Here is a 15,673-nt window from a genome sequence, read left to right on the forward strand (position 1 = left end):
GATGCCGCAATGCGAGAACCGAATCGGAACAACCGCCCCGCAGCCTCCCGCACATCCGACAACTGGAAGGCGCTGGCCGACGACGCACGACGCTGGGTGAACGAACACTGGTTGTGCGTCAGCGCCACTGCAGGTCTGGTGGCATTGAATCTGATCGTCTGGCTGGTCAATGCGATGGCCGGATTCGCATTCCCGCTGCGCCTCAACACCAGTATGGCCGAGTTCAGTCTCGGCAAGCTCGTCGCGTCCGTGTTTCTGGCCCGTGGCGTACTGCAACTGATGTTCGACGCCGTGCTGTGGATCGTCATGCTGTCGATCGCCGAAACCCGGCTGGGCCGTCGGCTCACTGTCGGCATGGCGTTCGGCTGTGCTGTAATCGGTATCGTCGTAGGTCTCGCCTTGTGTTGGGCGATCGGCTGGATGTTCCAGGATTCCCGTGTGGTTTCGCGCATCGGATTCGCGTTGAGCCCGCTGGTATTGCCCATCGGTGCCATGATGGCGGCCAGCGCGTGGTGCAGCCATCTGTGGCGTCGCCGTATCCGGCTCATCGGCTATGTGGCGATTCTCGTCGTGCTGCTCTACAGCGGCAATCCCGGCGTCTATTGCATCTTGGCGGCCGCGCTCGCCGGGCATATCGCCGGTCGTGTGATGGCCAGCCGTTCTGTGTCCCCGACTTCGTCCTCGGCGGCCGAAATCGGTTGGCATTGGCTGCGCAGCACGTCCTTCGAGGCTCGCAGAATGTTCGCTGCGATCGCCGTAGTGCTGGCGCTGGGCCCTGTGATCGCCATCACCTCGCATAATCACGCCGGTCCGCTAAGCACCATCGGCCTGTTGATGAGTCCGGCCGCCGCCGACGACCACACCTTGGCCCGATGCCTTGCCGGCGATACCCACAATGGCTGCTTCCTGCAGTTTGACCTGATGCGCGCTTCGATGCCCGGTGCCGTGCTGCGCTCGCTACTGCCGACGGCCGTCATGCTGGTGCTGGCATGGGGCCTGTATCGCGGCCGTCGCTTCGCGGCCATTGCGGCTTCGGCGATCAATCTGGTTACTGCCGGACTCGCCGTCGCCTACTATTTCATCGTCCCGCTGAGCTTCGCGCCGGACGGCATGATGTCGTTGCTGCAGCATGGCGTCCTCTCCGCCTGCGTGACGAACGCCTTGCCGCCACTGATGTTTGCGGTCGCGCTTGCGGTATCGATGAGATACTTCCCGGTCCGTATCGGTTGGGGGCGTCTGATCGGTGGCATGGGAGCGATGGTGGTGACGCTGTTGGCTTGCGCAGGCGTGTATCTGCTCTACGGATTGGCGCAGCCGGACGAATTCTCGCCGAACGCCACAGCGACGTCGTTGCTGGCCGAATTGCCGGGACGTTTCCTGCCCATCGGATTCCTGAGTCATATGAGGCTTTCGTTCATGCCGCGCACGCCGGTGGCGTCCGTGATTTACCAAGGCGTCGGATTGGTGTTCTGGATTGTGGTGCTCATTGTGGTGATTCGTTGGATGGGTGATGTCAGCCGCTCCAACGACCGTGCTCAGGAGCGTGCCGGACGATTGGTGGAAACCGGCGGCGAATCGATGAGCTTCATGACCACATGGGAAGGCAACAGCTACTGGATGTCTCCCACCGGCAAGTCGGCGGTGGCCTATCGTGTGCTCAACGGCATTGCCCTGACATGCACCGGCCCGTTCGGTGCTCCCGCGGAATGGTCGAACGATCTTGTCGGTTTCACGCAGTATTGCGTCGAACGGTCGTGGTCTCCGGTGTTCTACAGTGTGCATCGTGCCCAGCGCGATCAGCTGGTGGCCGGCGGCTGGCAATCCATCGAGGTCGGCAGCGAGATGGTGGTCGATCCGCGCACGTGGAAAACCACCGGCAAGAAATGGCAGGATGTGCGTACGGCCATCAACAAGGCCAAGCGCGATGGCATCACCGATGTGCAGTCCACATTCCTTGAATCTCCGCTGGACGTGCGCGAACAGATCGAGGATATTTCCGAGGAATGGGCGCAGCTCAAGGCGCTGCCGGAGATGAAGTTCACGCTCGGCGGTGTCGAGGAGCTGCGCGATCCGCGCGTACGGCTGCTCTACGCCGTGGATGCGAACGGACGTGTGCTGGGCGTCACCAGTTGGCTGCCCACATGGCGTGACGGACGCGTGATCGGCTGGACGCTTGATTTCATGCGCCATCGCACGGATAGCCCCAACGGCATCATGGAGTTCCTCATCGCGCGTATGGCCGAGCGTTTGCGTGACGAAGGCCAGGCTGATCCGGAACATGCCGTGGAGTTCATGAGCCTGTCTGCGGCGCCCCTGGCCGGTATGAATCCTGAGCGGGACAATGTTTCCGGCTCTGCTGCGGGTGGCGGGACGTCGAACGAGGGCGTCCGGGTGCTTCAACATGCGTTGCAGATCGTGGCCGATTGGATGGAGCCGGCCTACGGATTCCATTCGCTGTTCAACTTCAAGCGCAAGTTCCAGCCGGCCGAGGTGCCCGTATATGTGTGCTATCCCGATCCGGCCGCACTGCCGACGATCGGCTTGGCGGTGGTGCGCGCCTACGTGCCGTCCGTCACGCCCGCCGAGGTGACTGGCATGCTCAAGACGTTGCGCTCGTAGCGGCGGTCTAGCACCGCTATGGCGGGTGCGGGTGTGGGTGTGGGTGTGGGATTGGGCGCGGGGTTGGCTCCGGAAGCGGGGTGCCGTCCAAGGTCCGGTCCGGTCTTTCAGTCCTCGGTTGCAATCTGCTCCGCATCCCACCTGAGCGCGAGCACTTCAGAGCTCTTGGCCCGCATAGCGCATTTTGTGTTCACACAAATCAAGCGAGAAGCCGCCAAAAACACTTTGTGCGCCGACGCGTGAAATCACAATCGTTGGAATTTCGCCCTTTCCTGCATGGCTGACCCCGATAGGGATTTATGGCGGCGCGCACAAATCACGATTTTGGAGAGATAACGCGAATTGTGCGCATGTGTCACGCCCGAATCCCAACAGATTGCATCCAGCCCGTAGCGGGATGCAATCTGATTCAGCAATTCGCGTACGCCGATTGTCCTTGAATGGTCTCGGGCGACGCGGCTCATACCGTCTTGGTCGGATCCTTTTGGAGGAAGAGGAAGACGAGGGCCGCAACCAGGAGAATCGCAATCGAAAGCACGCCGAGACTGGCATTGCCGGTCAGAGACGTGGTGGTGGCCACGAGGAATGTGCCGAGAATCGAGGCGGTTTTGCCGAAGATATCGTAGAAGCCGTAGTACTCGTTGGCGTGGTCCTTGGGGATGATCTTGCCGTAGTACGAGCGGGAAAGCGCTTGGATGCCGCCTTGGAACATGCCCACCAGAATCGCGAGGATCCAGAATTCCAGCGCGGATTTCAGGAAGAACGTGGCGAAGAAGACGATGCCCATGTATGCCGCCACGGCCACGGTGATCATCGGTTTGCATCCGAAGCGCCCGGCCAGCCGGCCATAGAGGATCGCGCACGGGAACGCCACGAACTGTGTGACCAACAGAGCCACCACCAACTGGGTGGAGTCGATGCCAAGCTGCGTGCCGTAGGAGGTGCTCATCGAAATCACCGTGTTCACGGCGTCGATGTAGAAGAAGAACGCCACCATGAACATCCACAACGGCTTGTTCCGTACGATCTTGCCGAATGTGGAGCCAAGCTCACGGAACGTGCCGCGGATCGCCTCGCGCGCATGGTCGCGAGTGGCGCGATAATGCACCTGACGGTAGCTGGTGATCAGCGGAATCGTAAACGCCACCCACCATACGGCCGTAATCACGAACGAAGCACGCGTGCAGGCCACGGTTGACCAGTCGAACAACGCCGGGCCACCGAAGATCAGCGCGATGCAGACGATGAACGGTACGGTGGAACCCACGTAGCCCCAGCCGTAGCCGTGCGAGGAGACTTTATCCATTCGTCCGTTGGTGGTGGTGTCGATCAGCATCGAATCGTAGAAGGTCAGCGAACCGTTCAATCCGATGGTGGCGAGCACATACACAATCAGGAACGGCAGCCAAGTCAATGGCAGCGCCATTGCGCAGCACATCACCACGCCGGTGCCGAAGAATCCGAGGAAGAACTTGATTTTCATGCCCTGCACGTCGGCGATGGAGCCGAGCAGCGGCATCAGCAGCGCGATAACCAGCGACGCGATGGTCTGTGCATACCCCCATGCGGACACGATATTGCCGTCCGCCGGCATCAGCGACTTCGCGTAGATCGGGATGACGGCCGTGCTCAGCAGCACGAATGCGGAATTGCCGACGTCGTAGACGATCCACTTCTTTTCGCGTGTGGATAGCTTGCCGTTTGGCGGTATCGGGAATTCGCCGGTCGCCAGCGCCTGCGGAGCGTCCGTGCCTTTCAGGGCGGTTGTGGTGTCTGCCGAGCCGGTACTGCCCGTGGTGTGTGTCATATAACGCTCCTCGTAATGGTCAATCCAATCTATCGTAAAAGCGGTTTCACGCGGCGGATGGACGTACAAGTTGAACGGAACATGAATTCCTGTGCATCGTAAGGCTGTTTTGATGCAGTTCGTAATCATCACCTATACAGGAAATGTTCAGAAGAGTATGATGCGGCATAGGCGACAGTGGTGTTGTGTTGTCTGGCGGCTCAGATGTGTCGCACGACGTTTCAGCAGATCATGCGGTTATATGATTCGCGAGATTCGGCGAAATTGATGGACCGTGTCCATGTACTCAATTGAGAAGGATTTATATGAAGAAGTTGACTAAGGCGGCTGCGCTGGCCGCTGCTACGCTGTTGGTCGCCAGCATCGGTGTGCCTGTGGCGTTTGCTGCGCCGGAAGCCCCGGCCGATACTACTGATTCGACCCAGACCACGACTGAGCCGCAGGAGGGGGATTCCGCGACTCAGGCCCCGGCCGAGAACGGCACTGCAGATGGTGCAACGAACGAGAACGGCACCCCTGCAACGGACGATGCGAACGGTGATGCCGCGCAGGGAGACACGACGACCCAGCCGTCCACCCCGAATGCGGGCAACAACGCTGGTAACAATACTGGCAACAACGCCAACAATGAAGAGACCACGCCGGCTCCCGAACCTGAACTGAGCACCGAGTGCCCGCTGCCTGTGACCAATACGTTCAACCGTAGCGGTATGACCTTCACGGTGACCACGAACTGCCCGCAGAATTGGGACGACGTTCCCGCCGTGCTGTTCAGCAGTGTGATTTCTCAGGGCAACAACACATACACGTATTCGTACCGTACTGGTGAGTCCGCAACCTCCTATGTATACCAGTCCGTCAACGGTGGTTTCGTGGATCTGACGCCCGTTGACGACCCGCAGTACGCTGTGATTCCTAATGGTCGCGGCGGCACCGATGTAAAGGTCGTCAACAAGCTGCAGTCCGCTGACGACGAGAACCTGACCCTGACCGCCACCGAACTGTTCACGGTGACCACCAACGGCAACCTCAAGCACACCGTCACCTACACCAGCACCGGTTCCACTCCGGTGACCGGCGCGATTCTGCAGACGCTGGACACCGACCTCAACGGCGATGATCACATCACCGTGTACGCCAACGGCCATGGTGGTGCCTACATCGCATCCCATGACTTTACCCTGACTGCCGAGAAGCTGGACGGTACCGCCCGTCTGCTGGCTGGCCGCTGGAACCACCCGGAGACCGGTCGTGACGTCAGCAGCCTGAACGGTGTGGTGTCCACCAATCAGGACACCTCCATCTTCTACGAGTCCGGTCAGCTGAACCTCGCTCAGGGTGCCAGCTACACGATGTCCTTCCAGGAAACCGTGTACAAGGCCGGCGAGGATGTGCCGGATGCTGTGGAAAGCCACACGCTGAACTTCAACACTCAGGGCGGTTCCGCTGTCGCTGCACAGCAGGTGACGCTGACCGGTGTGACCGTCAAGCCCGCCAACCCCACCCGTTCCGGCTACACGTTCGTGAACTGGACCACGGATAAGGAAGGCAAGAACGTCTTCGAGTTCGGCCAGCAGCTGACCGAAGACACCACCATCTACGCCCAGTGGAAGAAGGCTCCGACCACTGCAACGCCGGCTGCCACGAAGCCCGCAGCCAACAAGAAGACCGAGACGCTGGCCAGCACCGGTTCCTCGGTGATGCTGGTCGCAGCGCTGGCCGTCGTCGCGATGACTGCCGGCGGCGCGGTGCTCGCTCTCAAGCGCAAGAACGCCTGACCGTCTATAACGCAGGTTGACTGCGCAAATCGGCTAAACAAGCCGCTGCGTAGGTTGACTGCTGAACGCGTCAGTACAGAGCGTGTAGTCATACGGTTCACTGCATGACTACACGCTCAATACATCGGCGGCTGTTTCAAGATGTTGTGATACATCTCGAAACAGCCGCCGATTTGTATGTGCTGAGTTGTTGAATACCGGTGCAGTCTTGCGGCCCGAGTCTCAGCCGGCCAGTGCCATGGCCTCGTCGTACTCGGGGCACTGCGGTACGCCGTTGAGGCTACGTTGAATGGCGATGGAAGTGGCCGCGTTGGCGATTTTCACTGATTCGGCCAAGCCGCGTCCCTCGGCCAGCATGGCGCACATCACGCCGGTATGGCATCCGCCGGCGGAGCGCGTGTGTACGGCCTTGGTGGGGTAGCCTTCGATATGCATCGTTTCGCCGCCGGGCTCGCGCACCCAAGCGCCAAGCGAGCCGACACGCACCACCAGCGGGGCGCGCAGCGTGGAGCCGAGCCCTTCGCACAGCTGCCGCATAAAATCGTCAAGTCCGCCGCCGATGGTGACTTTGCTGTCGTCTATAGGTGCGCCAAGCCGTTCGGCCAGCGTGGTGGCCTCCTGCCGGTTGCAGGACCACACCGGACGGGCGAGCACCAGATCCTCCAGCATGTGATCGTTGACCAGACGCAACGTATTCGTGGGATTGATCACCAGCGTGTAGTCGCGTTTGGCCGGGTCGGTGCCGGCCCTGAGCAGGAATCCGTCCACGCCTGCCGCGGTGTGGTCCATCAGCGTATTGCCGCTGATATGCACCACGTCTTTGTTCTGTGGCTCCAGCATGTCGAAAGTATCGGCGTCGCCGTGCGCCTCGGCTCCATAGGAGGCAATGAACGTTTTCTTCGGTTGTCCGCTGGCGAGCACCACGCGGAAGCCGGAATCTTCGTCCAAACGGTCCGGGCCGATATGGTTGATGCCGTTGTCTTGGAAGGACTGGCGGATGAAATTGGCCCACAGTCCGTTGCCGAGAATGCCGGCATGCTCGGTGGGTGCGCCCATGCGGCTGGCGGCCTGCAATACGCGGTAGCTGCCGCCGATGGAGGGTTTCGGATGATCCGCCACTGCGAATCCGCCTTGTGGAGGCACTTCGTCCACATTCATCATGATGTCTACCCACACCTGTCCAAGCGAAATCACGCTTGGCTGATGAGTACTGATTCCGCGCCTGAGATTCAGCATTGCGTCTCCCTTCGTTGGTGGCCGTATAAGAGCCCCTTCGCTCTCATGCCTCTTTATTGGAAATTATAAGAGGATTTGACCGTAGGGAAACGGACAGGCACGCTGGTTTTATTGGATAAGCTGTATGGTTTAACGGTGTTTCAGGGGGATTTCGGGGAGCCTAAAGCCAGTGTGAATCGGCTCACAGCATGGCTAGCGCGAAGTCAATCAACAACTTGACGCCGTACAGGGTGGTGATGTCGCCGTGGTGGTTGCCTCGCTGGTGTGAACGTAGGTGGCGAAACCGCGAAACTGGGTATGATACACGCAAGAGTTGCGGTTGTCGGTATTGAGCTGTATTCTTGTGAAGTTGTGTGTTCGGCATGTCGGGTAACACCGGCGGTTGAACGCGTGAAAGACTTGAAACATCAAGGTTTAAGGGAGTCCATCATGGCAGCTCGTTGCGCAGTGTGCGGTAAGGGTCCGCAGACCGGTTACACCGTTTCCCATTCGCACCGTCGTACCAAGCGTAGCTTCCGCCCGAACCTGCAGTCTGTGCGCACCACGATTGACGGTGAGAACACTCACCTTCGCGTGTGCACTTCGTGCCTCAAGGCCGGCAAGGTTCAGCGCGTGGCCGCGTGAATCGTGTACTGAACGTACCGGACGTAATCAATCGTCCATCACAACCCGCTTAGCTTCGGCTGGGCGGGTTTTGTTTTGTCTGCAAGGCCGCACCGTAGGGCTGCACCGTGCGGCGAGAATAAGAACGCACCGGAAGAAACGCAAGCATCACTAGAATAGGCCGCTATGAGCATTACGTTGAGCACCGCACTCGCATCGCTGATCACGAACAAGCGTCGTGTGTCCGCGCTCAAATCGCTGGGCGTCACCACAGTAGGCGAAGCGCTGACCTACTACCCATTCCGTGTCACCGATCCGGTACGGCTCAGCACTATTCGTGAGGCGCAGCTTGGCCAGCCGATGGCATTCATGGCCACGGTGCGAGACGTACGCGTAGTGCCCGGACGAATGCTGCGCGCGATAGCTACCGTGGATGACGCCGATTTCGCCAGAGCCCGCAATATGCCCGGCGGCACGGCACAGCTCATTTTTTTCGGTGGTCGCAAGAACTACATTGACTGGGTCAGCATGCGGCTGAAGTCCAGCCCGACTCTGGTGGTGTCCGGCACGCCCAGCGAATACATGGGGCAGTTGCAGTTCACGCACCCCGATTTCCTGACCGTCGCACCCGACCCATTGGTCGCGGATATGCCGAATACGCCGAATACGCTGAGTGTGCCGGCCACCCAGCCGGGTGCAAAGCTGAAGTACGACGCCGATTCTTTGGAAGACGCCATATTGCGCGTCACGCGCCCACGCCCGGTCTACCACGCCAGCTCGCGCATCTCTTCCGAACATATTCACGAAACGATTTTGAATCTTCTGTGGATGATGGGCGCGCGCACCTTGACATCATCAGCCGCTACCGGGCCCTCCGCGCCAGCGACTTTGATACCTCCGTCCACCGCGAGTATCGCGGTCCAGCCAGGGGAAGGGCAGCGAGCGGGGGCAGTTGCAGGCGAGTTGCGTGCGACGCGCGAAACCTCGGACGGTGTCTCGGATGCCACCGTGTCTGTTGGACAAACGTCGTCATCGTCCGGCAATCTCTCCCAAGCCATCCCCGATATCCTGCCCGAAGAAGTCCGCGCCGCCAAAGGCCTGATGCACCGAGCCGAAGCATTCCTCGCCATCCATGACCCCGATTCGCGCGCTCGCTTCAATCAGGCCATCGACACCTTGCGCTACGAGGAGGCGTTCATCTCCCAGACCTCGCTGCTCAAGGCCCGCTCCCACGCACACAAATCCGCGGCACCCCCATGCCCGCCGAGCGGTGACGCCAACCTGCGCGACCGGTTCATCAGTTCGCTGCCGTTCAGCCTCACTGCAGGCCAGAAGCAGGTCATCGACGATATCGCCGCCGATATTTCCCGCAGCTGGCCGATGCAACGGTTGCTGCAAGGCGAGGTGGGCTCGGGTAAAACCGTGGTGGCGCTCGCCGCCATGCTGCAGGCCGTCGACGCCGGGTATCAGGCGGTGCTTGTGGCTCCGACTCAGGTGCTTGCCGAACAGCATGCGGACACGATTTCCCGCATGATCGCCGCAATGGATGCATCCGGCGAAACCCCGGCAGCCCAACCCTCCGTACCGGTCACGCTGGTCACCGGTGGCATGAAACTCGCCGCCCGTCGCAAGGCGCTCGCGGCAGCCGCCAGTGGCGTTCCGGGCATTATCGTGGCTACACACGCCGCGTTCTCCAAAACCTTCCAAGTCCCACGGCTGGCGTTGGTAGTAATCGACGAGCAACACCGATTCGGCGTCGAGCAGCGCGAAAGCCTCAACGCGAAGTCCGAGGACGGCACCACCCCGCATCTGCTGGTGATGACCGCCACCCCGATTCCGCGCACCGCCGCCATGACGTGGTTCGGTGACCTCGATATCTCCTGGCTCACCGAGTTGCCGGGCGGCCGCAAACCGATTCGCACCGTCGTGGTCAACGAGGCGGACGCGGCCACCATGGGTCGGATGTTCGCGCATATTCGTGCTCGCATCGATGCAGGGGAGCGGGCGTACATCGTCTGCCCGCGCATCGATATGGACGAAGACGAACCGGCGGCTGCCGGCACGTCGCGTACGTCGCGCACCTCCCGCGCCCATGGCAACGGCGAAATCATCGGCATCGACGTTCTCTACGAAACCTACGACGACAACGGCGAGACCGAGGATCGGCCGCCGCTGCATTCGGTGGAGGAGATCGCCGCACGATTACAGAAACTCCCGCAGTTCGCCGGCGTCCGATTCGCTACGCTGACCGGCCGTGATAAGGACGACGCCAAAACCCAAGTCATGGCTGATTTCGCGTCCGGAACAACGCCGGTTCTGGTTTCCACCACGGTGATTGAGGTGGGCGTGGACGTCAAACAGGCCAGCTGCATCGTCATTTTTGATGCCGACCGATACGGTCTGTCCCAGCTGCATCAGTTACGTGGCCGCGTGGGCCGTGGCGGCACGAATTCGTGGGCGTTCCTGATTTCACGCGCCGATCCCGGGTCGATTGCCGAACAACGACTGGAGGTCATCCACAACTCGCTCGACGGTGCCGAAATCGCGCAGGCGGACCTTGAATTCCGTGGTGCCGGCGACGTATTGGGCGATGCTCAGTCCGGCGGCAAGTCGAGCCTCAAACTGTTGCGCGTGGTCAAGGACGCGGACATGATCGCCGACGCCCGCGCTCGTGCGGGGCAGGTGTTGGCCGCCGACCCCGACCTGACCGGTGAAGTGCAGCTTGCCGGTGCGGTGCTCGACTTCACGCGCGGCAACGAGACGTTCCTGACCTCCAGCTGAGGACCCGTCAGAAGCCCGACTGAATCCCGCCCAAGGCCTCCAACTGAGCATGTAACGCGCCTGTTTACCTGAACTCAGTACGGTGTGGGCAGTCTACCTGGCGGATTATCTACAAGGAGGGCCGATGAGCGAGACCATGCGCGATGCGCTATTTCTGATCGTGTTGTTCGCCGCGAATGTGATTCAGGCGATCACCGGATTCGCGGGCACGGTGCTCGCCATGCCGTTCTCGATGCTGTTGCTCGGCACTGACAGTGCCAAAGTGGTGCTGAACATCACCACGCTGCTGGCCTGTCTGTGGCTGGGGGTGCAACATCATGCCTATATCCGGTGGAAAATCCTTGCCGAAATGGTGGGATTGATGGCGGTGGGCATGGCCGCCGGCGTCGCCCTGTACGCCGTGTTGCCGCTCGCCCCGCTGCAGAAGGCCTATGGCGTGTTCATCATCGTGATCGCGCTGAAAAACCTGATCTGGCCTTCGCATGGCGAGCCGCCGCACTGGGTGCTGATCATCATCGTGCTGCTGGCCGGCGTGATTCATGGCATGTTCATCTCCGGTGGCGCGCTATTGGTGATCTATGCGGCGGTCAGGCTTACAGACAAGAACGAATTTCGTGCGACGATGGCTTGCGTATGGGTGGCGTTGAATACGGTGCTGACCGTGCAGCAAGGGGTTGCCGGTGTGATTACGCCGCACGCCCTTGTGCTTACTGCGGCCTCGATTCCTCCGCTGATCGTGGCGATCGTGATCGGCAATAAGCTGCAGCGGCATGTCAGTCAGCAGGCTTTCCTGAAGCTGACGTACGTGCTGCTGGTGATTTCCGGTGCTTCGATTGTGCTGTAATCACAGCCGAAAATCCAAATCACCCCAAAGCAATCCACAATCGGCAACCCAAGACGAGGAGAACGTGAATGACGGTTCGACTGAAGGATTTGGTCGAGCAGGCCGCTGATCAAGACATGGTGCTGGTAGCCGGCAAGGGCGGCCTTGAGCGTCCGGTGCGGTGGGTGCACATGGTGGAGAACGAGGAGATCGCCGGCTTTTTGGAAGGTCAGGAGATCGCCTTCACCACCGGCATCGGCTTGGAGACGCAGGAGGATCTGTATCCGCTGGTCAAAAGCGCCTACGCTTCCGGCGCTTCGGGTGTGGTGGTGAACATCGGCCCGTTCATCCACCAGATCAGTCCGGAGACCGTCCGCTTTTGCGACGATCACGACTTTCCGCTGTTCAAAGTGCCGTGGAGCGTGCATATGGCGCAGATCATGCACAGTTTCAGCTTGGCCATCACGATGAGCGAGAAGCACAGCATGGAGCTGGCCGCGGCCTTGGAGAACGCGATCTTTCACCCCGACCGCGAGGAGATGTACCTCGAATATCTGGAGCAATCCGGCTTTGGCAAGGACTGGAATTATTGCGTCACCGTGTTCAGCGTATGTGCCGAAGCGGGGCAGGGCGGGCAAAGCAGCAGCCATAACGCCGACCTCACCGCCAAATACTCGCGTGAAGCCGAATCGTTGATCACGCGCAAGCAGTGGCGGGTGGCCGTGGTGCATATTGAAGACCGTCTGGTGCTGGTGTTCGCCCGGTATACGGCCGAGCAGGTGGAGTTGATGATTCGTGAGATTATCGCTGCGATTCGCGGTCGCGGCATTGTGTTGGAGCGCACGTACATCGGTGTGGGCAAAGTTACCAGATCCGCGCGCTGCATTGGCAAAAGCTACAATCAGGCGCTCAAGCTGGAGCGTTTGCAGCATCTGCGCGGCCGGGTGGGGGAGATCGCGCTGTACGACAATTCCGGCATCGATAAACTGCTGCTTGCCGTCTCAGACCGCGCGATTCTGGAGGATTACTACCAGGACAGCATCGGCCCGTTGGTGGAATACGATCGCGTGAACGGCACCGATCTGACCGAAACGTTGCGTGTGTACTTCCAGTTCTCCGGTTCGGTGAAGGAGACCGCCGCCAGCATGTTCGTGCACCGTAACACCGTGAGCTACAAACTCAACAAAATCGAGGACCTTCTGGGAGTAAGTCTGTCTGATTTCCGCACGCGCGAGTTTCTGTCGGTAGGCCTGCAGGTCCGCGAGGTGCTTGACTGCTAAGCATGTGCGATGATCCGTCGGTTTGTTTGCGGGGGCGACGGAACTGAAATGTCTTTATTATCGTTCCGTCGAATAACGGAAGTTACGGCCAAACTGTTGTCCGGTTTGTCGGACGCTCATCAAAACAGTGCGGTGATTGCTCATGAAGCAATACGTATCGGGTGTCTAGTTGCTAGTTGTATACAGAACTATTCTCAATTAAGAATAGTTCTGTATACAATGAGTTTATGGTTATCAGGACGAACCGGACATTGCTCACGCAGGGGGAGGCCGCGCGTCAGCTTGGAGTGAGTGAGCGACGGGTTAGTGCGCTTCGTGCCTCGGGGCAGCTTGAATCATTTCCTGTGGGAAGTGGCGTTCTGCTTACAGAGGATTCGGTCCGTCGTCAAGCACGCTGGCAAGGTGCGGGTGGACGCCCATACTCACCGAGTATGGCGTTTGCCGCGTTGTATATGCTCAGCGGATTCGTCACACCGTGGCTGAGCCGACAACAGCGGTACCGACTCAGAGGGTATCTAAGAGGGGTAAATGCGGAAAATCTGGTTCGTCTTACCCGCAGGAGTGCGGCAACGGTTGAATACTGGTGCAGGGACTCCAATCTCAACAAAGTTGAAGAAATCATTCGCCCTTCCGCTGCCACCGGTGAGCTGGCGGACTCATTTCAGTTAACTGTCACGGACACGGTGGAAGGCTACGTTAATGCCGATAACCTGATTGATGTCGTCCGTCAATGCCGGCTAAAACAGGGGGCGATTCCCATCCGGGTACGACTTCACATCACCGATGGCCTTCCTGCTGGCGAGGGGTCGATGCCCCTTGCCGTATGCGCGGCCGATCTGGCCGAGTCCGACGATCCAAGAGAACGCCGTGCCGGTCTGGAAACCCTCCAACGGTTGATTGACGACTACAACCTCAAGGAGCATCAGGAATGATTCCGATAGTTCATGTGCCCGGTACAGGTCATCCATGGGGCACTGTGTACGCGGTCGCTGCGGCGAACATCCCAAAATCATGGCTGCTCACAGGAGGACTCATGGTTCAGCTGCACGCCATCATGGGAGGATTGACCGCGCGTCCTACCACCGATGCTGATTTGCTCGTCGATCTTATGGGCGACCGACGGGGCATTGCCAGACTGCGCGGCATCCTTACCGTCCGTGGGTTCAAGACACAGCCGGGCACGTTGACCGGATATGCGACTCGTATGAGTGGGCCCAACGGTAGTGTGGTGGATTTGCTGGTTGCTGACCATCTGCCTAGGTTTCTTGGGAATGACGCCACTATTGGCGGTACACCGGTATTATCCATGCCGGGCGGTGCGCAGGCTGTGGAGCGCAGCATGTTAGTTCGTCTTGTCGACGATAAGGATGGTGCCGATGTTATGATTCGCATCCCGGACTTACTCGGCGCGCTGATACTTAAGAGCGCAGCTTACGGCGCTGATCACGCCGGTTACGGTGAACGGCATCTTTATGATGCTGCCATGCTCGCATCGCTCATCCCGGCCCCTGATGCCGAGCTCGCACGTTTGCATAGCAGCACCGACCGCAAACGTATCAAACTTCTGCATGACAAGCTCTCTGAGGATTCCCCCTACTGGAATGGCCTCGATGAATCGCATCGGCAAGATGGGTTGGACGCTATTGAAACGCTTGCCACGTGGTAACGGAAGCTCCTTTGGTTGGAGCGTATCCGGTGCAGTGTGCAAACGTCCTTGGTTGAGCGTGGAATACCAGTGTATCGATGAAGTTATTCGAAAAAGAAAGAGTACTTCGATGAACTCGTGAGCGAGGTTGTGTGGGGTGCTTGCGGTCGGTGAGAGGGCTGTTGGTGCCCTTTCGGGCGGCGATTACCGGTGAGGATGCGTGCTGCGTATTACGATATCGAACCGGTTTGGTGCGGTGTGCTCAGTGTTGAGTGACAACCGAATATTGGCATGATTCCGCGGAAAATCCGACACACCAAAAGCGCGAATCTCACATAGTGAGACGAGCCTCTTTAGTTTTTTCGATGCACAAATTCATGTCCGAAACGCAAGGTGTCGTGAGGTGCTCTGCCGTAAGGCTTTCTGCCCGTATTTATTCGAATAAATTTGTTGACACTTTGTCTCGTTTTCATGCTGGAGTGCCTGAGTAAAAACGATTTACGCACCGTTTATATGGACAAAAATCCGCCTGAGCTGATGGGTCTGAGCAGGGGAACATGGGGTGGTTGTGGGACGAGCTCGATTACAAGGGGTAGGTACACCGGTCGCGCAGAAGTCTATCTGCTCTACGAGGGGTTGCGCCGGGACGATAACACCCGTATCTGGCCCTATATGCCGACGCCATTGCGCCATTTTGCCCTCTAAGCTACTTGGGAATCAACCCCTTGTAAGGCAGATAGGTGTTCCCGCGATCGGGAATCAACCCCTTGTAAGCGAGAAAGAACCATCGAGGCCGTTGAATGGGCAACTGTTACCTACGCCAACTCCGAATTTACTCGGACATACTCTGACATGTACTCCGGCCTATTCCGACAATGTATGTCGGAGCATGTCAGTCTTGGTGTAGTACCGCTTGGAATCGCTCAACCCAGACCCCATGCCGGTGCAACATCCCTGCTGGACGAGCTGTTCCAACGTTTCGGATGGCATGCGCAACGTCATAACCCTCCACCCCAACCCTCCACCCCAACCGGCCCTACCCTGTCCCTTATACCCATCTGACCCCGCCGACGATACCCCCTGTTTAAAGCTCGTTGGTCT

Annotated in this window: 10 protein-coding genes; 8 read left to right on the forward strand and 2 right to left on the reverse strand. The window is 59.3% G+C overall.

Annotated features, from left to right (window positions below):
* Nucleotides 1-9: 9 nt before the first annotated feature.
* Complete coding sequence (locus tag CUU80_RS08975; RefSeq protein ID WP_100496987.1) at nucleotides 10-2,619, forward strand: bifunctional lysylphosphatidylglycerol flippase/synthetase MprF; 2,610 nt, start codon at nucleotides 10-12, stop codon at nucleotides 2,617-2,619.
* A gap of 460 nt (nucleotides 2,620-3,079) precedes the next feature.
* On the opposite strand, the gene CUU80_RS08980 is transcribed toward CUU80_RS08975, so the two are convergent.
* Nucleotides 3,080-4,426, reverse strand: a complete 1,347-nt coding sequence (locus CUU80_RS08980) for an MFS transporter (protein WP_243388708.1) — start codon at nucleotides 4,424-4,426, stop codon at nucleotides 3,080-3,082.
* A gap of 305 nt (nucleotides 4,427-4,731) precedes the next feature.
* Here CUU80_RS08980 and CUU80_RS08985 point away from each other — a divergent pair, with 305 nt between their 5' ends.
* A complete protein-coding gene (locus CUU80_RS08985; RefSeq protein WP_100496973.1) occupies nucleotides 4,732-6,204 on the forward strand; it encodes an InlB B-repeat-containing protein in 1,473 nt (490 codons plus the stop codon).
* 222 nt (nucleotides 6,205-6,426) lie between these two features.
* Here the strand turns inward: CUU80_RS08985 and CUU80_RS08990 are convergent, their stop codons facing one another.
* Nucleotides 6,427-7,440, reverse strand: coding sequence for a carbohydrate kinase family protein (locus tag CUU80_RS08990; RefSeq protein ID WP_100496974.1), 1,014 nt, complete (start codon nucleotides 7,438-7,440; stop codon nucleotides 6,427-6,429).
* A gap of 429 nt (nucleotides 7,441-7,869) precedes the next feature.
* Between CUU80_RS08990 and rpmB the strand changes: the two genes are divergently transcribed.
* From rpmB to CUU80_RS11040, 6 genes are all read left to right on the forward strand, one after another.
* The gene (rpmB, locus tag CUU80_RS08995) at nucleotides 7,870-8,064 is read left to right on the forward strand and encodes a 50S ribosomal protein L28 (protein WP_100496975.1); all 195 of its coding nucleotides are present in this window, start codon (nucleotides 7,870-7,872) and stop codon (nucleotides 8,062-8,064) included.
* Between the two features lie 165 nt (nucleotides 8,065-8,229).
* The gene (locus CUU80_RS09000; protein ID WP_100496976.1) at nucleotides 8,230-10,824 is read left to right on the forward strand and encodes an ATP-dependent DNA helicase RecG; all 2,595 of its coding nucleotides are present in this window, start codon (nucleotides 8,230-8,232) and stop codon (nucleotides 10,822-10,824) included.
* A 124-nt stretch (nucleotides 10,825-10,948) separates the two neighbouring features.
* Complete coding sequence (locus CUU80_RS09005; RefSeq protein ID WP_207760113.1) at nucleotides 10,949-11,668, forward strand: sulfite exporter TauE/SafE family protein; 720 nt, start codon at nucleotides 10,949-10,951, stop codon at nucleotides 11,666-11,668.
* Nucleotides 11,669-11,736: 68 nt separating this feature from the next.
* On the forward strand, nucleotides 11,737-12,927 hold the full coding sequence (locus CUU80_RS09010) for a PucR family transcriptional regulator (RefSeq protein WP_100496977.1): 1,191 nt from the start codon (nucleotides 11,737-11,739) through the stop codon (nucleotides 12,925-12,927).
* A gap of 227 nt (nucleotides 12,928-13,154) precedes the next feature.
* The gene (locus CUU80_RS09015) at nucleotides 13,155-13,859 is read left to right on the forward strand and encodes a helix-turn-helix domain-containing protein (protein WP_100496978.1); all 705 of its coding nucleotides are present in this window, start codon (nucleotides 13,155-13,157) and stop codon (nucleotides 13,857-13,859) included.
* The gene (locus tag CUU80_RS11040; RefSeq protein WP_243388709.1) at nucleotides 13,856-14,593 is read left to right on the forward strand and encodes a hypothetical protein; all 738 of its coding nucleotides are present in this window, start codon (nucleotides 13,856-13,858) and stop codon (nucleotides 14,591-14,593) included. The genes CUU80_RS09015 and CUU80_RS11040 overlap by 4 nt, the downstream gene beginning before the upstream one ends.
* The last annotated feature ends 1,080 nt before the right edge of the window (nucleotides 14,594-15,673 follow it).

Origin of the sequence: Bifidobacterium scaligerum (genome assembly GCF_002802865.1) — a bacterium.
GTDB classification, from domain to species: Bacteria; Actinomycetota; Actinomycetes; order Actinomycetales; family Bifidobacteriaceae; genus Bifidobacterium; species Bifidobacterium scaligerum.